This window comes from Rhizobium sp. LC145 (genome assembly GCF_001005825.1).
Classification (GTDB): domain Bacteria; phylum Pseudomonadota; class Alphaproteobacteria; order Rhizobiales; family Rhizobiaceae; genus Neorhizobium.
This window is the reverse complement of the sequence record NZ_LBHV01000001.1, coordinates 385,183-402,063: the sequence shown is the minus strand read 5'-3', so window position 1 is coordinate 402,063 and position 16,881 is coordinate 385,183. Positions and strand designations below refer to the sequence as shown.

23 protein-coding genes and 1 pseudogene are annotated in these 16,881 nt (G+C 59.7%); 18 read left to right on the top strand and 6 right to left on the bottom strand.

The genetic code is table 11. The annotated features are described in order from the left end of the window. Positions 1-4: 4 nt before the first annotated feature. From YH62_RS02040 to YH62_RS29310, 3 genes and pseudogenes are all read left to right on the top strand, one after another. Positions 5-436, top strand: a complete 432-nt coding sequence (locus tag YH62_RS02040; protein WP_046792470.1) for a phage tail tube protein — start codon at positions 5-7, stop codon at positions 434-436. A 3-nt stretch (positions 437-439) separates the two neighbouring features. After that, a complete protein-coding gene (locus YH62_RS02035; RefSeq protein ID WP_046792469.1) occupies positions 440-802 on the top strand; it encodes a hypothetical protein in 363 nt (120 codons plus the stop codon). A 20-nt stretch (positions 803-822) separates the two neighbouring features. Beyond that, positions 823-1,002 (top strand): annotated as a pseudogene (locus YH62_RS29310) (phage tail assembly chaperone); the annotation flags it as partial. On the opposite strand, the gene YH62_RS02030 reads toward YH62_RS29310, so the two are convergent. After that, positions 999-1,487: a YbjQ family protein gene (locus YH62_RS02030; protein WP_052760327.1), complete on the bottom strand. Its 489-nt coding sequence runs from the start codon at positions 1,485-1,487 to the stop codon at positions 999-1,001. The pseudogene YH62_RS29310 and the gene YH62_RS02030 overlap by 4 nt on opposite strands. Positions 1,488-1,546: 59 nt before the next feature. Between YH62_RS02030 and YH62_RS30705 the strand changes: the two genes are divergently transcribed. Next, positions 1,547-3,976, top strand: coding sequence for a phage tail length tape measure family protein (locus tag YH62_RS30705; protein ID WP_046792468.1), 2,430 nt, complete (start codon positions 1,547-1,549; stop codon positions 3,974-3,976). A gap of 19 nt (positions 3,977-3,995) precedes the next feature. After that, entirely contained in the window at positions 3,996-4,166 is a 171-nt protein-coding gene (locus tag YH62_RS29970) for a hypothetical protein (RefSeq protein ID WP_156176921.1), read from the top strand. Between the two features lie 9 nt (positions 4,167-4,175). On the opposite strand, the gene YH62_RS02020 is transcribed toward YH62_RS29970, so the two are convergent. Continuing rightward, entirely contained in the window at positions 4,176-4,355 is a 180-nt protein-coding gene (locus YH62_RS02020; RefSeq protein WP_046792467.1) for a hypothetical protein, read from the bottom strand. A gap of 54 nt (positions 4,356-4,409) precedes the next feature. On the opposite strand from YH62_RS02020, the gene YH62_RS02015 reads away from it, so the two are divergent. From YH62_RS02015 to YH62_RS29055, 7 genes are read left to right on the top strand one after another with little or no spacing between them, the layout of a single operon-like run. Then, on the top strand, positions 4,410-4,628 hold the full coding sequence (locus YH62_RS02015; RefSeq protein WP_046792466.1) for a hypothetical protein: 219 nt from the start codon (positions 4,410-4,412) through the stop codon (positions 4,626-4,628). A 4-nt stretch (positions 4,629-4,632) separates the two neighbouring features. After that, on the top strand, positions 4,633-5,265 hold the full coding sequence (locus tag YH62_RS02010; protein ID WP_046792465.1) for a hypothetical protein: 633 nt from the start codon (positions 4,633-4,635) through the stop codon (positions 5,263-5,265). Further along, positions 5,265-5,942: a hypothetical protein gene (locus YH62_RS02005; RefSeq protein WP_046792464.1), complete on the top strand. Its 678-nt coding sequence runs from the start codon at positions 5,265-5,267 to the stop codon at positions 5,940-5,942. Before YH62_RS02010 ends, YH62_RS02005 begins: the two co-directional genes overlap by 1 nt. Beyond that, a complete protein-coding gene (locus YH62_RS02000) occupies positions 5,939-6,385 on the top strand; it encodes a GNAT family N-acetyltransferase (RefSeq protein WP_046792463.1) in 447 nt (148 codons plus the stop codon). Before YH62_RS02005 ends, YH62_RS02000 begins: the two co-directional genes overlap by 4 nt. 15 nt (positions 6,386-6,400) lie before the next feature. Then, positions 6,401-9,481 (top strand): phage tail protein, encoded by a 3,081-nt coding sequence (locus YH62_RS01995; RefSeq protein ID WP_052760326.1) that lies wholly within the window; start codon positions 6,401-6,403, stop codon positions 9,479-9,481. Between the two features lie 8 nt (positions 9,482-9,489). Further along, complete coding sequence (locus tag YH62_RS01990; RefSeq protein WP_046792462.1) at positions 9,490-9,687, top strand: hypothetical protein; 198 nt, start codon at positions 9,490-9,492, stop codon at positions 9,685-9,687. Further along, on the top strand, positions 9,671-11,248 hold the full coding sequence (locus YH62_RS29055) for a tail fiber domain-containing protein (RefSeq protein WP_052760325.1): 1,578 nt from the start codon (positions 9,671-9,673) through the stop codon (positions 11,246-11,248). Before YH62_RS01990 ends, YH62_RS29055 begins: the two co-directional genes overlap by 17 nt. A 188-nt stretch (positions 11,249-11,436) precedes the next feature. Here the strand turns inward: YH62_RS29055 and YH62_RS01975 are convergent, their stop codons facing one another. Then, on the bottom strand, positions 11,437-12,540 hold the full coding sequence (locus YH62_RS01975; protein WP_046792461.1) for an acyltransferase: 1,104 nt from the start codon (positions 12,538-12,540) through the stop codon (positions 11,437-11,439). 560 nt (positions 12,541-13,100) lie between these two features. On the opposite strand from YH62_RS01975, the gene YH62_RS01970 reads away from it, so the two are divergent. From YH62_RS01970 to YH62_RS01950, 5 genes are all read left to right on the top strand, one after another. After that, positions 13,101-13,304, top strand: a complete 204-nt coding sequence (locus YH62_RS01970; protein WP_046792460.1) for a hypothetical protein — start codon at positions 13,101-13,103, stop codon at positions 13,302-13,304. Then, entirely contained in the window at positions 13,291-13,770 is a 480-nt protein-coding gene (locus tag YH62_RS01965) for a lysozyme (protein WP_046792459.1), read from the top strand. Before YH62_RS01970 ends, YH62_RS01965 begins: the two co-directional genes overlap by 14 nt. Beyond that, positions 13,770-14,129: a hypothetical protein gene (locus YH62_RS29965; protein WP_046792458.1), complete on the top strand. Its 360-nt coding sequence runs from the start codon at positions 13,770-13,772 to the stop codon at positions 14,127-14,129. Before YH62_RS01965 ends, YH62_RS29965 begins: the two co-directional genes overlap by 1 nt. Before the next feature lie 4 nt (positions 14,130-14,133). Then, entirely contained in the window at positions 14,134-14,349 is a 216-nt protein-coding gene (locus YH62_RS01955; RefSeq protein ID WP_245282026.1) for an anaerobic dehydrogenase, read from the top strand. A 64-nt stretch (positions 14,350-14,413) separates the two neighbouring features. Continuing rightward, positions 14,414-14,719, top strand: a complete 306-nt coding sequence (locus YH62_RS01950) for a hypothetical protein (protein WP_046792456.1) — start codon at positions 14,414-14,416, stop codon at positions 14,717-14,719. A gap of 158 nt (positions 14,720-14,877) precedes the next feature. On the opposite strand, the gene YH62_RS01945 is transcribed toward YH62_RS01950, so the two are convergent. Then, positions 14,878-15,057: a hypothetical protein gene (locus YH62_RS01945; protein ID WP_046792455.1), complete on the bottom strand. Its 180-nt coding sequence runs from the start codon at positions 15,055-15,057 to the stop codon at positions 14,878-14,880. Between the two features lie 171 nt (positions 15,058-15,228). On the opposite strand from YH62_RS01945, the gene YH62_RS30410 reads away from it, so the two are divergent. Beyond that, positions 15,229-15,465 carry a hypothetical protein gene (locus YH62_RS30410; protein WP_046792454.1) on the top strand — a complete coding sequence of 79 codons (237 nt, stop codon included), beginning with the start codon at positions 15,229-15,231 and terminating at the stop codon, positions 15,463-15,465. Between the two features lie 314 nt (positions 15,466-15,779). On the opposite strand, the gene YH62_RS01935 is transcribed toward YH62_RS30410, so the two are convergent. Then, positions 15,780-16,106, bottom strand: coding sequence for a hypothetical protein (locus YH62_RS01935; RefSeq protein WP_046792453.1), 327 nt, complete (start codon positions 16,104-16,106; stop codon positions 15,780-15,782). A gap of 21 nt (positions 16,107-16,127) precedes the next feature. Beyond that, positions 16,128-16,874, bottom strand: a complete 747-nt coding sequence (locus YH62_RS01930; RefSeq protein ID WP_046792452.1) for an SOS response-associated peptidase — start codon at positions 16,872-16,874, stop codon at positions 16,128-16,130. Positions 16,875-16,881 lie beyond the last annotated feature (7 nt).

Below are 16,881 nucleotides of genomic sequence, written 5' to 3'. Positions count from 1 at the left end.
GTAAATGCCTGACGGACAACAGGTTGGCCGCCTTCTGCTGATTCAGATCGGAAACGGCGCTACCCCAGAAGTATTTTCGAATCTCTGCGGCATTACCACCCGCAGTTTCAATATGTCGGCGAACGAAGTCGACACGACCATTCCAGACTGCGCCAATCCCGGTAACACACCGCAGCGTACCGCAGAGCCTGGCATCAAAAACCGCACGTTTAGTGGTTCCGGAAAGTTCGTGAAGAGTGCCAACTCCACCACTTTCATGACCCACGTCAACGACGCGACCGTGTTCAACGCGAAGGTCATTGTTCCGGGTCTCGGCACTTATACCGGCGCCTGGTTCGTCTCGGAGTTCGAGTTCAGCGGCGAGATGGAAGGTAATATGGACTTCTCTGCAACCTTCGTTGCAGCTGGCCCGCTTACGTTTGAAGTCGAGGCATAAACCATGGCCGCTACTGAAGCGAAGCCGTTCCCGTTGGAAGTGAATGGCGCCCGCGGAGAAGTTGGCCTATGGGTCGATAAGGTTCCGCTTGTGATTGCCGCGGAACTGGGAGGCCTTTCCAGGGTTTCAACCCGGCTCGAATGCAAGTCGCTTGCTGACCTATTCGTGCGCCTCTCAGGTGTCGAGGTAGCTGCCACGGTGGCCGCCATTGACTGCCTGACTGTGAGGGGTGACAAACTTGCCGCGATAGATGCGCTTAAGCTTAAGCACTTTACGGCGTGCGCGGCAGCATTTTCCGCCGCCCTGTCCCACCACTTTGACGGTGACGAGGGAAACGCCGAGGCCGCAGCCGAGGCGGCGACGTAGAAACGCCGTTTCCATGGCGAGACTGGATGAAGAGCGGTCTGGGGGCGCTTGGTTGGCGCCCCTCAGAGTTCTGGTCTGCCACGATCACAGAATTCTTCCAGGCCATCGAAGGCTGGAACCTCGCGAACGGCGTCAAGCCGAAGACCGAGGCTCCGTCTGAAGACGAGGTCGAGGCGCTGGCTAGGAAGTATGGCGGTTAGGACGCGAGGGCGAGGCTCGCAGGCGGCTCGAGTCTTACAGCCGTGCCGGAGGCGGCAACGAATAAGATGCCGCCGCCCGAACCTCCCGTCGATATCTCGTTGTAATGAATATCGACCGCGATGACTGCATCGGCGCCAACTTTCGCCGCCTCCCGCTTAAGATCATCGAGACATGCTCGCCGCGCTTCCGCCAGCACTTTCTGTGAAGATTCCGATCGGCCTCCGAACGTGTCGCGGAAGCTGTTCGCGATATCGCGCAAGATATTCATCCCCAGAGCAGCCTCAGTCGCCACAATAGAGACTACTGAATCTACTTTCCGTTTTGGCACGTCGATGGAAGTGGTCAGGATGATGTGGTCGTGGCTGTCGGTGACTTTCGCCGCTGTCGGTGCGGGGGCAGCCCTCCCGTGGTAGCAGTCATCGCATACGCCGAGATAGACCTCGTCTTTGGGCTTATCCAGCCCGCACTGGTTGCACTTAGCCATCTCCCCTCCAGCCTCCAGCCCGCTTTGTCGCGGGCCTTTTTGTTTTAGGACGCCGTCACATGAATGAAATGAGTGACGATCTCGTCATTAGTATCAGCACCGATCTGGCGGCGGTCAAGCGGGGCATCCGTCGGCTCGAGGCGGATATCGGGGCAACGACTGGCTCCATCGAGAAGAAATTCGCCCAGTTGGGCCGCGGCATTGACAAATCAATGACGACCGCCATGCAGCAGCGCATTGACGCGCTAACCGGCGTTGGCGTGAAAGCAACCAAAGAATGGAACGGCGCTCTCGCCGACCAGGCGAAAGAGCTTGAGCGCCTCCGCGCTCGCTATTCGCCGCTATTCGCGACCATAAACACATACAAGACCGCGGTTACAGACATTCGCCGCGCCCACGCTCTCGGAGCCATTTCAGCCGATGAGATGACATCCGCGATCCAGCGGGAGCGGCAAGCGGCTCTAGCTGCGACTGCGGCAATCAAGGGACGCAACCAAGCGCTACAGGCGAGGGTTGTTACCTCCGGTGGGCCGGGTGGAGCTAACAGCTTCAACACCTCGAATCTAGCGGCGCAGGGTTTCGACGTTGCGACCACAGCCGCGTTCATGCCGTGGTGGACGGTCGCTCTTCAACAGGGTCCGCAAGTATCGCAGGTTTTCAACGACATACGCGCGAGTGGATCTGCCATCGGTCCTGCCGTTGCAGGCGCATTCGCGCAGATACTTAATCCGGTTTCGCTGGTTACGATCGGTGTTATCGGCGCGTCCGCAGCGCTCATCCAGTACGTTACCAGTGCGGGTGATGTAAAGTCTGCAGACGAAATCCTTAAAGGTCACGCGGAAACCATTTCGCTTCTGAGGGAGCGGTACGGAGAGGCGGCCGAAGGCCTGCGAGAGTACGTCAACGAGGGCATGTCCGGAACGATTACGGACATAAGAGACCGGCTTGAGGACGCTCGCCAGGGCATCATCGACGCCGCGGCAGCCAGATCAACATACTCGCAATTCATCGATCCATTTGCTGGGCAGACGAGCACAGAAACCGTCAAGGAGTGGCGGCAAGCGTTCATCGACCTGCGCACTTCAATCCGCGAGGGCGAGCCGGACCTTATCAGTTTCCGCAATGCGATGGCGGAAATCGCCAACGATGAAGAAGTGCCGGAGAGGGTTCGAGAACTTGCAAAGGAAATGCGCGACTTCGATCCTGAGGTCGTGAAACTTGCCAGATCCATTCCGGGGATGGTGCACCAGCTTGAACTGATCGGCGGAACCGCTGTCAACCAAGTTGCAGGGGTGGCCGCGCTATCGAAAGCACTGCAGGATCTTTCCGGTATTGCGCCAACGCAGTTCACCGACCTCGAGCAAGCCGCTCGGATCCGCGACAAAGCCCTATCCGACCCGCGGAACAATACCGAGGCCGCGGTCAGAGAGATCGAGCACGCGTATCAGCAGGCTGTAAGTCGGATAAACAACCAGAACCCTACGGTTATCAATTCTGACGGCAACACGACCGGTGTTCCAACGCCGGGTCGCCGCCCTGTTACTCTTGGAGACGCTCCTTCTAGGTCAAGGGGTGGTTCCTCTCGCGCGCCACGAAAAACCGCAGACGACCAGTTTCGCGAAGAAATTCAGGCGATTAAGGATAGGACTGCCGCACTTGCGCAGGAGATGCAGCTCGTCGGCTTGTCGAATGAGCAGCAGATCGCGCGCCGAACGGCGCTGGAGCTTGAGCAAAGGGCGCTTGAACATCTTCGTGAGGAGGCCCGCAAAAAAGATCAAACTGACGTCGAAAGCATTCAACTTTCCGACCAGAAGATTGCCGCTATACAGCGTGAGGCCGAAGCCTACGCAAAGCAGGCGGAAGCTCTTCGCGTAGCACAAGAGAACAACGAGCTCGTTCAAGACGTCACCAAGGGTTTCGTCAGCGACCTGATGAACGGAGTGAAGGCTGCTGATGCCTTCGCAAATGCGCTCGGCAGGATTGCTGACAAGCTCATTGACGATGTGCTGAACAGCATTCTGCAGGTTAATGGCGCATCCAGCGGCGGCGGTTTCCTGTCAGGGATACTGGACTTTTTCGGCGGTGGCGGCTCTAAGTTCCCCGCGGCTCCCGTCGGGCTGTATTCGGACGGCGGCTATACCGGCCCCGGCGGCAAGTACCAGCCTGCCGGCATAGTCCATAAGGGCGAGTACGTATTCGACGCGGAGGCTACGCGCCGTATCGGCGTGGACAATCTTCGCAGGTTGCAGGGCTACGCGCAGGGCGGCTTGGTCGGTGCTCCGCGGATGCCACGGCTGCAATCGGCCGCAAACAGCAACGCGCCATCCATAACCTACGCCCCTCAGATCGACGCCCGCGGCGCCTCAGTTGAGGCCGTGGCGCGGCTTGAGCAGGTGATGGCCCGCGATCGGGCAACGTTTGAGGCTCGCGTGGTTAATGCGGTGAGTGACGCCAACGCCAGAGGCGTTCGGATGAATGGGGCTCGGTAACCCCGGGAAGGAAACTGCAATGTGCGTTGAGAAGAGCGAGGCGGCGTCCAAAATCGACCGGCTCCAGCAGACGCTTGAGAAACACACTAGCGAAGACCCGGTGACGATCCGTTGGGATAACATCGAGCTGGCGGTCATGCGTGCGTTTGTGAGCGCCGAGCGCCGAGCCGGCGTCCGTCGGGGTGGGTGAAAGTGGCGATCATTTCACGTTGTAGTGCCCCTTTATCCAACCGGTGACGTCTTCAAGGGTCTCGAAAGGTGCCATCGGGCCTGAGACGCCCCCGTCTTTGTGTTGGATTTCGAGCCTCCAGCCCTGAGGCCCCTTGATGAGCTTCACCACTGAGCCATCCACAATCTCGTTCCGACCGTCGTTGCCCATTTTCTACCCCCTGTTGAGAAAACGGCATCGAACCACACCCGAAAGGACTCCGCAATGAAATACTCGCACGTTGAAATTGGCCGTCATTTCGACGCAGACGGCAATCCTCTTGTTGTAGCTGATGGGCGTATTGTCGGATCGGTCGCCGATGTAAAAGCCATGATCTCCTCGTTCGAGGACCAGAGCCGGCAGCCAGAAAAAGGCGAAAGCGGCGAACCGCGCCAGGTCATGCTGATTGGCTTTGGCTTGGGCACCGTTACCATCCTGGCCTGAATAGATGGCAATAACCTACCCAATCGACTTCCTTCCGGACTTCCCCGGCTGGTCGACGAAATTCGAGCCGATGTTTCGGCAAGAGCAGTCGCGCACGGCCGGCGGCGTCACCTATGTGAAAGACCTTGGCTCCCCGCTTTGGCAGGGGGCCTGGTCGTCTCGCTCCTTGCGTCCGAACGAATTGGACACTTGGCGCGCTCGCCTCGGCGCTCTCGAGAACGGCCTGCAGACCTTTAAGGGTTATCCGCTCTCGCGGTGCTACCCGATCGCATATCCCAAGGCAGCTTACGATGCCCTCGGCGTCGGATCAGTCACGCTTGGGTCGATCGGCACAAACCGCAAGAGCGGCACGCTGGTGGGTTTGCCTGCTGGCTACATGCTGAGCATCGGCGATCTCATCGAAGTGGCGGGCAGTGGCCTTCATCGCGTCATGGAGGCGGTGACCGCAAGTGGGTCCGGCATCACGCCGGTGTTTGAGGTGCGCCCGCACTTCTGGCCCGGTGCATCAGCACCTGCGGCCGTAACGCTTGTGCGGCCATCCTGCCCAATGCGGATCGTTCCCGGCTCCATCAATTCAGATGCCGACCCGTCAACGGGGCGCGGCAGCATTTCCTTCCAGGCTATCGAGGCTCGCTAATGCGACAGCTACCAGCGGCAATCCTGTCGGCTCTGGCCGACAGGCGCCTTGTCGCGCGCGATTTTCTCTGGATCGTGGCGCGCAACCGCTCCACCGGCATGCCGGAATCGGTCGGCTTCTGGTCGGACGTCGGCTCGGTGGACGCGCCAGTCATCGACCCGGAAACGGGCACCGATGTGGTGCGGCCATTCCACGGCTCCGGCACGCTGATCTCGGTCGATCCTATTCCGCTGGTCTCCACCATGGAGGTCCAGAACATTCGCATCCGGATGTCCCAGATCGACAATCTCGTTCAGCAGACGGTGCGCGATTACGACTGTAAACAGGCGAAGGTAGAAATCTTCCGAGGCCTGTTTTCGCCGGAAAGCCGCACGCTCGTTGCGGCGGCAGAGCCGCGCTTCGTCGGCTTCGTCGACAAGATCGACATCACGACGCCATCCGAGAACGAGGACGGCGGTGTTGTCCTGACCTGCGCCTCGCATACGCAGGAGATCCTGCGGTCTAACCCGGACACGCGCTCCGACGCAAGCCAGAGGCTGCGCGATCCGAACGACAATTTCTATCAGGACACAGCGGTCGTGGGCGAGTGGGAACTGTTCTGGGGCCGGAAGCAAGGCAAGATCGACAGTAAGAAGTCGAGCGACAGCCCGCTTCTCAAGGGCATCTACGAGAAATGACCGCGGCAATAGTGAGGGGCGCAACCCCATCCGACAGGTGGCGGGCGATCCGCCTCTTGGAGGAAAGCCACGCGGCTGCCGGCTACACCTTCCCGTTTGAAGCGGCACGCGCCGACAAGCTTTTTCAAATGCATCTGGAGGACGATGCCGCGTGCGCAATTGTTCTCGACGTGGATGGCGTGGCGCAAGGCGTCCTGCTCGCCGCCGCGTTCGATCATCCATTCGGCGCGGGCCTCTGGGCCAAGGAAACGGTCTGGTACATCGCGCCCGACCATCGAGGCCGCGCAGGCATGCGCATGCTCGACGCCTATGAGGCGTGGGCCGCATCGAAGGGCTGCGCCGTTATCAGCATGGCCGCGCTCTCCACCAATGATGTTTCGCGCATCTACGAGCGCCGCGGCTACCGCGCGGCCGAAACGCATTTCGTGAAGCCTCTCGGCTGATCCCCAAGGACAATCATGGCTATTATTTCGGGCATCGTCGCCGCCGTCGGCGCGATTGGCGCTGCTATAGGTGGGGCTGTATCGTCGTTCCTTGGCGGTTGGGCGGCACTGGGTGCTACCCTCCTGAAGGCCGCCGCCGGCATTGGCCTCAACCTGCTCGCCAGCGCGATCGCCGGCAAACCGCAGGACAAGGCATCCTTCTCCGTGCAGGGGCGCCTTCAGACCGGTGGCACCGTTCCCCGCTCGATTGTCGTCGGACAGACCGCCACGGCCGGATCGCTGGTCTATGCCAACACCTGGGGTTCGTCGGGCGGCACCCCGAACGCCTACATCACCCAGGTCATTTCGCTCGCCGACTATCCGGTAAAGGCGCTGACCGGGATTCTGGTTAACGGCATTCTGTGCGAGCTCGGAACGCAGGCCCATGCGCAGTATGGCTTTCCAGTTCTCGAATACCGCAAGGGCGGCAAAGACCACCTCTGGGTAAAGTTCTACGACGGCACGCAGGCAACGTCCGACTCCTTCGTGGTCAACACCGTCTCCAGTAGCGAGCGGCCCTATGAGCCAAGCCGCGTTGGACGAGGCATTGCCTATGCAATTTGCACGTCTCGCGTAAACGACGAGCTCTATTCCGGCTTCCCGCAGTTCAAGTTCATCGTTGACGGCATGCGTCAGTACGACCCGTCGCGCGATGACACGGTGGGCGGTGTAGGACCGCAGCGACGTAACGACCCGGCGACATGGGGCGGTGACGGCGACTATCTGCCGGTGGTTCAGGTCTACAACCTGCTGCTCGGCATCCGCTGGAATACGCAGTGGCTCTACGGCCTGCAGAACACCAGCATCCGTCGCATTCCGGCTGCGCATGCGATCCAGCAGATTGCCAAATGCCGCGCGCTGATCGCTGGCCCAGATGGCAACGAGCCAACCTATCGCTCCGGCGCTGAGGTTCAGGTCGGTGCTCCGATCCGAGACGCGCTGGAAGGCATTCTTACAGCAGGGCAGGGCAGGCTTGCCGAAATCGGCGGCGTCTACAAACCATACGTGGGCGAACCCGACGCGCCGGCAATGTTCTTCTCCGACGACGACATCCTGTCGACGGAATCGCAGAGCTTCACGCCGTTCTTCGGACTTTCCGATACCGTCAACGGCATTACGGCAACCTATCCGTCTCCGGACAATGGCTGGAACCCGGCAGAGGCGCCCCCGCTTTACAATCCCGGCTATGAAGCGGAAGACGGCAACCGCCGGCTGCTCGCTGACGTGGATCTGGACTTCGTTCCCTACAAGGGGCAGGTCCAGCGGTTGATGAAATCGGCGCTGGCTGAGGCTCGAAGAGCCCGCCGGCACACGATCGTCATGCCACCGCGGTTCTGGGTGCTTGAACCCGGCGATGTCATCGCCTGGACGAGCGAGCGCAACGGCTACATCAACAAGCAGTTCCGCGTTGATGGCGTCATCGATCAGCCGAACCTTGATGTGGTGCTCGACATCACCGAGGTCGACCCGACCGACTACGACTGGGATCAAGAGACAGACTATCGGCCGCCGGTCGATGGCACGATCGCTCCAGGCTGGCCTGTACCACAGCCCATGTACGGGTGGCAGGTCGAGCCGGCAATCCTCTACGACTCCGACGGAAATCCGCGTCGCCCTTCGATCCGGGTGATTTGCGCTCCGGATCAGGACGACGTGCGCAATGTCTGGGTGCAGGTGCGCCTGAAGTCCTCCGGCGATGTCGTATTCGACAGCGACAGTACCGCTTATGACGCGCCATACCAGTGGGTTTTGAACGGTACATTTCTGCCGAACACCACCTATCAGGTGCGCGGCCAGTTCGTGCCGGATTCGCCGCGCTCTGCTGACTGGTCCGGCTGGCTGGACGTCACAACCGATAACGTGAAGTTGATGCCTGGCCTGGATTTCGATCCATACAGCGGCGTCGTCGGCTTTGACCAACTCGGCCCTGATCTTGCGAATTATCAGGACTGGCTCGGAACCGGCCTTCGCGACATCCATGAGACGCTCGAGGAACTGGACGCGCGTGTCGCGGACCAGGAAGGTGGAAATAGCTACGAGCGCCAGCAGCTTCGTGAGCAGATGAAGGTCACCTATAACACGGTGACTGCTGAGTACGAGCGCAGGGTTGAGGTTCTGGCGGAAGCCGATCACGCCCTTGCGCTGCGTATTGAGACCCTCACCGCGTCTGTTTTTGACCCGAACACCGGTCTGCCAGCAGTCGCTACGGCTGTCTCGGCTTTGCAGACAGAGGTCAGCACGATCGACGGGAAGGTGACCGCCGTATCGAACTCGATTCTCGAGCTCGATAGCACGGTTGGGCGGTTCTCCGCTGAAGGCAAGTTCCGGGTTTCTACCGAGGCGACGCCTTCCGGCGCGCTTGCTCGTATCGGCCTGAGCGTTGCGGCTTCAGAAGGAGACCAGACTTCTTCGGCGTCGATATTTCTTGATGCTATCGCTGGCGGCCTGAGCCGGGTTGCGATCAACGCCGACCAGTTCGTGGTCATCGCTGGCAACGACGTCAAGCGCCCCTTCGTGGTGCAGGGTGGCTCCATCTTCGCCAATGAGTTGTTCGTCAATTGGGCGCAGATCACCGACGTCAATATCGGCTGGGCGCAAATCGAGAATGCCGTCATCAACAACGCCGTATTTGGGACGACGAACCTTGATTACGACTCCGTCTCGGCTCGTGCGCAGTTCAATGGATCCGGCAGTCTGGCGCTCACCGACGCGAACAATGTCTGGTGGACGATCGGCACCTTGATGATTGCCAACCCAAACCCGACGGCCGTCTTGCTTCACATCGTCGGGAACTACAGCGGTAGCCTCGGCCCGAATACAAGCGGCACCTTCAGCATGCGGGTGGTTAACGAAACGACCGGCGAAGTCGCTTTCAGCAACTCGTTCTCGTTCTCGACCGGGGGCTCGTCGGCTCAGCAAAGCCGAGACATCAACAGCATGGCGCTCACCGTGGCCGACATCCGCGGCAATAACACCTACCGCGTCCAGATCATGAAATCGACCGGCACCATGCCAGGCGCGAACTTCGACACGAAGATGATGTGGCAAAAACGCTGAGGAAATCCATGAACATCAGTCTTGAGGCGCAGCTTCGCGAAGAAGCTGCGCTCGCAGCCATGCTGCGCAATCGCACCCTCATCCTTGCGCAGCAGATCGTCGAGCTGACGAGCGAGCGCGACCAGTTGCGGGCGGAACTTGAAGCAGCCAGGGCGGCTGCGCTTGAAACTAAGCCGCAGGAGGTGAACAATGGCGCTGCTGAGTGATTACACCTCCGGCACGATTTCGGTTGCGGCCGACGGAACAGCAGTAACCGGTGTTGACACAGGCTGGGTGGCGGCAGGCTTCCGCGAGGGCGATCTGCTGTTCGCAAACGGCTATACGGGCGTCGTGAGGTCAGTCGAAAGCAACACTGCCCTCACGCTCGACCAGCCGTGGCAGGGAGGGGCGCTCTCGGGTGCTTCCTACCGCCTGCGCTACCAGAGTGACGGCTCGCGCTTCTCCGCCCAGGCGCGCGCCTTGATGGACTTGCTAGGCGGTTCTGGAAATCTTGAGGCGTTTGGAAGCCTTGAAGGCACGGCAGACACGCTTCCGTACTTCACCGGCGCGGGGCAGATGGATGTCACAGCGCTGACGGCATTTGCTCGGACGCTGCTGGACGATCCGGATGCGTCGGCGCTGCTTTCGACGTTGGGTGTATCCGCTTTCGCTAAGACCCTCCTGGACGACGCAGACGAGGCGGCGTTTCGCCAAGGGATTGGTCTTGATCAAGTCGACAACACCTCGGATGCCGACAAGCCCGTCAGTACTGCCACCGAGGCAGCGCTCGCGGGCAAGCAGGACTCGCTCGGCTTCACCCCTGTAAACAAGGCTGGCGACACAATGACCGGCGTGCTTACCGGTGCGGCCAGCTCTGAAGCTTTTCCGCCGCCGGCCTTCGTAGCGCCGGCGTCTACTCACGCTGCTTCCAGACGCGCCGGAATTCAGGTTGGGAGTTGGGCGCTTCTTCAGGATTTGGCTGGCAATGGAGTGCTCGACGTCGGGTTCTTCAGCGGGTTGGTCAACTCCAGTAGGCTCCGCATTACTCCCAGTGGCGCAATTGCCCTGATGGGAAACGCTTCGCCTGCGGGATGGCTAGACATCAGTTCCGTCGCGAACGCCACTCGGCTCTACATGTCTGGCTACGGAGCCAACCAAGGTTACGGCATTGTCATGCGGGCCGGGGTCGATACGGCAGCGCCAATTTTGTTCAAGAACCCTGCGAACACCGATGTCGGAAGCATTAATACAAGTGCCACGGGTACCGCCTATTCGACGGCGTCCGACTACCGCCTGAAGTCGAATGTCGAGCCTCTGGTAAGCTTCTCACTCACCGACGAACAATTCGACCTGCTGGATGATGCGGTCCTGCGGGTGATGGCAATGCGTCCGGTGAGCTTCACCTGGTCGGAGTATCCCGAGACTGGACTGCAGACGGGTTTCATCGCGCACGAACTTCAGCAGGCGGCACCGCATGCTGTGAGCGGCCAGAAAGATGCCGAGGAGGACATCGGCACGGCAACCATCCCGGAGAAGGTTATTCCGCCGCAGGGCGATCAGTCGGAGCAGATCATTCCCGCACAGGTCTTTGAGAACGTCTGCAATGGCGAGATCGAGGGCGCTGAGTGGGTGAAGATGGGAACACGGCCGGTCTACCAGGCCGTGGATCACGGACGATTGACGCCTGACCTCGTAGCTGCCGTTCAAAGCCTCACGCTAATGGTATTGGAGCAGAGAGCGGAAATGAAGGCGATGGCGGAACGGATATCTCTGCTGGAGACTGCATAGCGCCGATCGAGTGGCCGGCCGGATGACTTTCGGCCGGCGCACCCCAAGACTGGGCACCGGCCTGCGGCTGGCTGCTGAGGTGAGCGCCTTGCCGCGATCCTTATGTGGTTCTTCGGTGCGCGCGATCAAGAAGCTGAAACAAGACAGAAGGAGCGGTCCCGAACCGCTACTTTGAGGGGGTGGGTGGTCTAGCGGAAATAGCTGACCTTCATTTTCAGGAAGGGTCTTTCTATCCCCATGTAGGTCACGACCGACAAGGCGAGGGTCGGGAGATAGGCATAGAGTAGAAAATCTAGGCTCGGGGAACCTAATCCCCACCCTTTTTCAATCGCACGTTCAAACAACTGACGTCCAAAGAACAGATGAAGAAGATAGAGGGAAAATGTCAGATTCGCCAATTTCGCGAGCTGCCGGGAAAATAGTCCAGTCCCTCGGAAGATAGAGGCGTATCCCAGGATTACGAATGCCCAGGCAATCGCCTCGACAGTAAGGCCCATCGTCAATCGATATAGGTTGACCTTATGGTTAAGGACATCGGCAGTCAGTATGCCAAGTCCGGCGAATAACAAAAATAGGGCGGCGTTCCGGTTAAGCCGACTAGTGATCCAAATCTTTGCGGCCAACATACCTATCAGGAACTGATCGGTCCTTGATAGCAGTGTGTGGTATGAATTGTAATATATCTCGGCCCCTTTGCTTAGGCCGAGGAAAAGGCGAAGGAAATAGAACGCCAAGATCATCCAGAGGATGGATTGAACTCCACCCCTGCGGTTGAGAATGACGAAAAGCAGCGGGAACAGAAGGTAGAACTGGAATTCGACCGCGATCGTCCATGTGATCCCAAAGGGTAGAAACTCATTCCCCCAACCCGTTACGGCATTGCCTGTGTTCATCTGGAGGAGGATGAAACGAAGCAGATCTAGTGGTGACCATGAGGCCCTGGCTGTCGTCAGGAGCAACAGCATTACCACGGTCAGAAGCGGGAATATTCTCAGGACCCGATTGATGATGAACTTGTGGTAAATGATTTCTTTGCCGTGGCAAATGGTTACAAAAATGAAACCAGAGAGCACGATAAATAGTGAAACTCCGTTGGATCCCCATCGAAGCCACGATTCAGCGATGTATTGCATCCACCCATGTGACTGGCTTGGCACTACGCTAAAGCTAAAATGATGTGCGAAAACCAAGCTCGCAGCAAAGAAACGTAGGTGGTCCAGAGAGTATATTTGTCTACTTTGCGGGACCGCTTGATGCGACCTCTCTGAGGCGGGAATAGCGCGAGCGTCCATTACTGTCTTCTGGGCCAACCGAGTTTATGCAACATTGATCCGGATATACCAAATCTCGGTCGGCGCATAGGCCACCGATCTAGGTCCAGTAATACTTTGCACCGGCACCACAAGCTGCTGATTTTTGCGCCTGGGCGATTAAGGCAAGCATAGGACCGGCAGTTCGCGCTCCTGCCGGTCCTACGGTCGCGGGGAGGTCAATGGCAGCTTAGCCGCGACCTGCCCGAACATTTCGGCACAGGTTCTGTTCCCGCTTGCTCTCGGGTGAGAGGCCCGCGCGAGGCTGGTTGGGAACGCGCGGACCTCTCTCCACCGCAAGCAGGTGTGGGATTGCCGCAGCAACCAAATTCTAGTGCCACCAAGGGTGCCCGACAAATTGGTCATTTGACGTAGCTGAACATGAAAGAGGCCTGGCGGGTTCCACTCCACCAGGCCTCTGTGCTGCGACCTTAATGCTTCGGGGGCGGGGGCTCGCAGCGGCGCACCATAGGAGTGAAGTGTGGTGCGATGGCGTCCAAACATCGCATCCTCTTCAACGTTCCTTCAACATCGCGAGAATCATGCACCTCCTCCCTGACTGGCGCGGCATAGCCAAGCGCGCCTGGTCGCTTCGCCTTATCGAGGCGGCGGCGATCGCCGACCTAGTTCTCAACGTCGTCCCGTATTTCGCTGACTTCCTCCCGTGGTGGGTGACCATCGCGCTGCTGGCGGCTGCGTGGGGCGCAAGACTTCTCTCCCAAGGAGTTACCAATGACCATAAATAAGAAGGCAATCGGCGGCGCAACGGCCGCCGTTTTGCTATCCATCTCCGCCCTCATCAAGCCGTGGGAAGGCCTGGAGCTTCGCTCCTATCCTGACATCGTCGGTGTGTGGACGGCATGCTACGGCGAGACCAAGGGCATTCGCCCCGGCATGACCTTCACCAAGAAGGAATGCGAGGACAAGCTGCTGGTGCGCGTCGTAAACGACTATTACCGGCCGCTGACCCAGTGCATCTCCGGTTTCGACCAGAAGCCGGCAGGCTGGAAGGCTGCCTCCATCTCGGTAGCCTATAACGTCGGCGTTGGTGCGGCCTGCAGTTCCACGGCGGCAAGGCTGGCCCGCGAAGGCAAGATCAAGGAAAGCTGCCACGCCTGGACCCGGTTCAACCGTGCCGGCGGCAAGGTGGTCAAGGGTCTCGTGAATCGGCGCGCGGCCGAACTCAAGGTCTGCCTGCAGGGTGTCTCGTGATGCTCTCCCTCCTAGCCACCAAGGCAGCTCGCTACGCGCTGGCGGGCTCCCTCGTTCTCCTGGCCGCGTGGTGGGCCTACGACACGGTTTACGACCGTGGCTATGCCGCAGCCACCGCCGTCTATGACCGGGAGCGCGCCGCGGCGGCTGAGGCCGATGCCAATGAGCAGCGTCGGCAGGCCATCGCGAACAACGCCGCGAAGAAGCGGGAAGCCGACGCGCTGGCCGATCTCGCCGCCAAAGAAGACGAAATCACCAAACTGAGAAAGGAACTGCGGCGTGAAGCTCAGCAAGATCCTGATGCTGGCCGCGCTGCCCTTGGCTCTGGCAGCGTGCAGCGCATCAACAAAGTCCGTTAGCCCGGTGAAACCGCCGCAGATTGCGAGGCCGGACAGCGCGCTTCTCAAGGCGTGCGCACGGCCCGCTGACCTTGGCACCGAGCCGCTGACGCAGGAGCAGGCCGAAGACCTCTGGATAACCGACCGTGAGGCGCTGCTGGCCTGCTACCGCCGGCATCTGGCGCTCCGGGATTTCATCATCGATCGAGACAACGCGCTTCGCGGGGAGGGCGGCAAGTGACCAAATTCAAAGCAGCGTTGCGCTGGCACCTGTTCAGCCTCGCGATTGGCATGGGGGCGTTCGCATGACGGGCGCCGAACTGATGTACGTCGTCGGTTTCTTCATCACCGTATTCGGCTCGATCTTCGGTGTCTGGAAGTACCTCGACGGCAAGCTCACGGCGAACCGCAAGGACACGGAGAAGGTGGCGCAAGACCTTGCGGCTCATAAGTTGCATGCTGCCGAAACGTTCGCAACCAAGGCCAGCCAAGCCGAACAGACCACGCAACTGCTTAGAGCCATCGAGAGTGTCGGAAACCGTATCGACGGCGTCCACGAACGGCTTGATCGTCTCTACGAGAACGCACCGAGGCGGACGACCAGGGGCTAACTCACCCTCTTCCCCGCCACCTTAATCACCGACCGAAACACGCGCGACGCGTCGGGCTCCTTCTGGTCATTGCAAACGGGACAGGGCATGCCGGCGGCTCCGCCTCCAACAATGATTAGTGCCGGCAAAATGCCGGATTTAGGAAATAGCCGACTCACCTAATGCAGTTCTGTCGGGGCATCCTTCTCTTCGTTCCCTTCCTTAGAAGAGGGGATTTCGAGAGGTTTAGAACTCGTTCCGCCCTCCTGCTCCAGTTCCTTGTGAAGCGGAAAGCCGGCGGACTTGCCGTCCCTGAGGGCGAGATACTGCATCCAATATTGGGAGCTGTTTAATCCCATAGCGCACCTCCTCTTACCCCTAACAATTCAAGCTTCTGGAGGTTTCCGGGGTGGGGCGACCGCATCATTCGCGTGAGGTCGGGCTCTCGCTCCTTATCTTACCCGGATTGCCATCGCCGTGATAATTGTTGTTTTGACCCTCTATGGCATCTATCGGAAGCTGAGGGCGTGATGACTTCTACGCCCCGCATTCTTGGTGCCTTCGGTATCCTCCTCATCCTCGTATTCATCGGTGGCTGGTCCTGGAAACAGGCCGATGACGAGGCTCGTCTATCCATCGAAAGGCAGAACAATGAAGCAGGTGACGCTTCGGATCGGGCTCGTGGTGATTTCGACGTTTGTCCTCACGGCTTGTGGGACTTCGGCGCCGAAAAGTGTATCGGGGCTGCGGCGGGTGGTGGGGACTGACCTCTGAGGGGCTCGTGGTGCCACGCCGGCCGATCAGCGGAAGATTGACCGGATCATCAGGAGAGGGGAGCGGTAGCCTGCCGCTTCCATTTCCATCTGCGCTAGCGGGTGGATGCCCGAGCGTTTCTCTTGATCTCATCCCATTGCGGATAGTGCTCATAGCACCACCATGTGACCGGCTCCGCCCTGGTCCTGGCGAAGCCAAAGCCTCCCCACTCCCCACATCCTTCAATGCAGCAATAATGGTTTACGTGAACCGATGATTCCGGTTGGCTTGTGCGTCCTTCGTCGGCCATGCTGCTGGTCTCCTGCGTTTAGTATTCGGTTTCCTGGGCGTTCCACCAACAGATTTCTATGGCGTCGGCATCGTCCGGCGGTTCATCCCAATCGGCGGGGAAGCACTCCCACCACAAGGCAAGAGCAGCTTCGCGAAAGGCCGTGTAGCGGGGAATGACTTTCCCGTCCGCGTACCATTCGCCATCCTCGCGCTGCTCCACCTTCTTGCGGCCGATCAACGCCGCCATCTCTACATCTACTTCGCGGTCCGGCCGCTTCATGGTCGAGAGCCGCTCCATGAGGCGACGATAGCGGATTTTTGTTTCTCTGGTTTGTCGTTCCGCAGTCTCGATGTCGATCTGCATCGCGCTTCTCCTTGTGGACGGCTACAGCAGCAAGCCTTGCGGCTCCGGTGCCTCTTCCTCGCGTTTCGGCAGCAGAACCAGGTCATCATCGGGCAGGGGCCTTTGTAGCTTTCCCGCCTCTTCCCAGGGCGCTGACAGCCAGGTCTCGATCTCATCCTCGTTCCGAAGGATCACCGGCATTGCCTTTTGGTGAATAGGACCGACGACGCCATTCGGGTCCGTCGTCAGAAAGCCGAACAGATCGCACGTGATCAGTCCGTCCTTGACCTTGCGGACGCATTCCCAATCCTTCACCCATATCCCGGCGAAGAACATCAGCGGCTCGCTCTCGTCGCCGGCAAACCATGCGTTCGGAATGCGGCCACCGCCGGCACTGGCCGGATCGGGTTCGGCAAATCGGGTGAACGGGACCACGCAGCGGTTTCCCTCTCCGAGCCACCGGCGCCAATGCTTGCTATCGACGCGGCGGATGTTCGTCGTGCCGCGGTCGGGCTCCATCTTCAGCAGCTCGTTGAAATCCACGTCCTTGCCCTTGGCCCGCAGCTTGCCGGCCCTTTTGCTCGCCGCGTCCATGAGCGCCTTTTGCGAGCTCGGCATTCCCCATCTCACCCATGTCGCTTCGCGCTCGCCGCCGTTGTTCCTGACGATCGGCGCCATCTGGTCCGGGTAGACGTCCAGAGACGGCTGCAGGTTGCCCAGGTGGTCGAATGACTTCGTCAACCTCCGAATGGCTTCCTGGTTGGTCGAGACGTTGTAGAGATTGCACATTCCGCTC

What these genes read in the sequence shown, in the direction of transcription:
- YH62_RS02040 (WP_046792470.1), top strand. Translation starts at nt 5, where the DNA reads ATGCCTGACGGACAACAGGTTGGCCGCCTTCTGCTGATTCAGATCGGA.
- YH62_RS02035 (WP_046792469.1), top strand. Translation starts at nt 440, where the DNA reads ATGGCCGCTACTGAAGCGAAGCCGTTCCCGTTGGAAGTGAATGGCGCC.
- YH62_RS02030 (WP_052760327.1), bottom strand. Translation starts at nt 1,487, where the DNA reads ATGGCTAAGTGCAACCAGTGCGGGCTGGATAAGCCCAAAGACGAGGTC.
- YH62_RS30705 (WP_046792468.1), top strand. Translation starts at nt 1,547, where the DNA reads ATGAATGAAATGAGTGACGATCTCGTCATTAGTATCAGCACCGATCTG.
- YH62_RS29970 (WP_156176921.1), top strand. Translation starts at nt 3,996, where the DNA reads ATGTGCGTTGAGAAGAGCGAGGCGGCGTCCAAAATCGACCGGCTCCAG.
- YH62_RS02020 (WP_046792467.1), bottom strand. Translation starts at nt 4,355, where the DNA reads ATGGGCAACGACGGTCGGAACGAGATTGTGGATGGCTCAGTGGTGAAG.
- YH62_RS02015 (WP_046792466.1), top strand. Translation starts at nt 4,410, where the DNA reads ATGAAATACTCGCACGTTGAAATTGGCCGTCATTTCGACGCAGACGGC.
- YH62_RS02010 (WP_046792465.1), top strand. Translation starts at nt 4,633, where the DNA reads ATGGCAATAACCTACCCAATCGACTTCCTTCCGGACTTCCCCGGCTGG.
- YH62_RS02005 (WP_046792464.1), top strand. Translation starts at nt 5,265, where the DNA reads ATGCGACAGCTACCAGCGGCAATCCTGTCGGCTCTGGCCGACAGGCGC.
- YH62_RS02000 (WP_046792463.1), top strand. Translation starts at nt 5,939, where the DNA reads ATGACCGCGGCAATAGTGAGGGGCGCAACCCCATCCGACAGGTGGCGG.
- YH62_RS01995 (WP_052760326.1), top strand. Translation starts at nt 6,401, where the DNA reads ATGGCTATTATTTCGGGCATCGTCGCCGCCGTCGGCGCGATTGGCGCT.
- YH62_RS01990 (WP_046792462.1), top strand. Translation starts at nt 9,490, where the DNA reads ATGAACATCAGTCTTGAGGCGCAGCTTCGCGAAGAAGCTGCGCTCGCA.
- YH62_RS29055 (WP_052760325.1), top strand. Translation starts at nt 9,671, where the DNA reads ATGGCGCTGCTGAGTGATTACACCTCCGGCACGATTTCGGTTGCGGCC.
- YH62_RS01975 (WP_046792461.1), bottom strand. Translation starts at nt 12,540, where the DNA reads ATGGACGCTCGCGCTATTCCCGCCTCAGAGAGGTCGCATCAAGCGGTC.
- YH62_RS01970 (WP_046792460.1), top strand. Translation starts at nt 13,101, where the DNA reads ATGCACCTCCTCCCTGACTGGCGCGGCATAGCCAAGCGCGCCTGGTCG.
- YH62_RS01965 (WP_046792459.1), top strand. Translation starts at nt 13,291, where the DNA reads ATGACCATAAATAAGAAGGCAATCGGCGGCGCAACGGCCGCCGTTTTG.
- YH62_RS29965 (WP_046792458.1), top strand. Translation starts at nt 13,770, where the DNA reads ATGCTCTCCCTCCTAGCCACCAAGGCAGCTCGCTACGCGCTGGCGGGC.
- YH62_RS01950 (WP_046792456.1), top strand. Translation starts at nt 14,414, where the DNA reads ATGACGGGCGCCGAACTGATGTACGTCGTCGGTTTCTTCATCACCGTA.
- YH62_RS01945 (WP_046792455.1), bottom strand. Translation starts at nt 15,057, where the DNA reads ATGGGATTAAACAGCTCCCAATATTGGATGCAGTATCTCGCCCTCAGG.
- YH62_RS30410 (WP_046792454.1), top strand. Translation starts at nt 15,229, where the DNA reads ATGACTTCTACGCCCCGCATTCTTGGTGCCTTCGGTATCCTCCTCATC.
- YH62_RS01935 (WP_046792453.1), bottom strand. Translation starts at nt 16,106, where the DNA reads ATGCAGATCGACATCGAGACTGCGGAACGACAAACCAGAGAAACAAAA.
- YH62_RS01930 (WP_046792452.1), bottom strand. Translation starts at nt 16,874, where the DNA reads ATGTGCAATCTCTACAACGTCTCGACCAACCAGGAAGCCATTCGGAGG.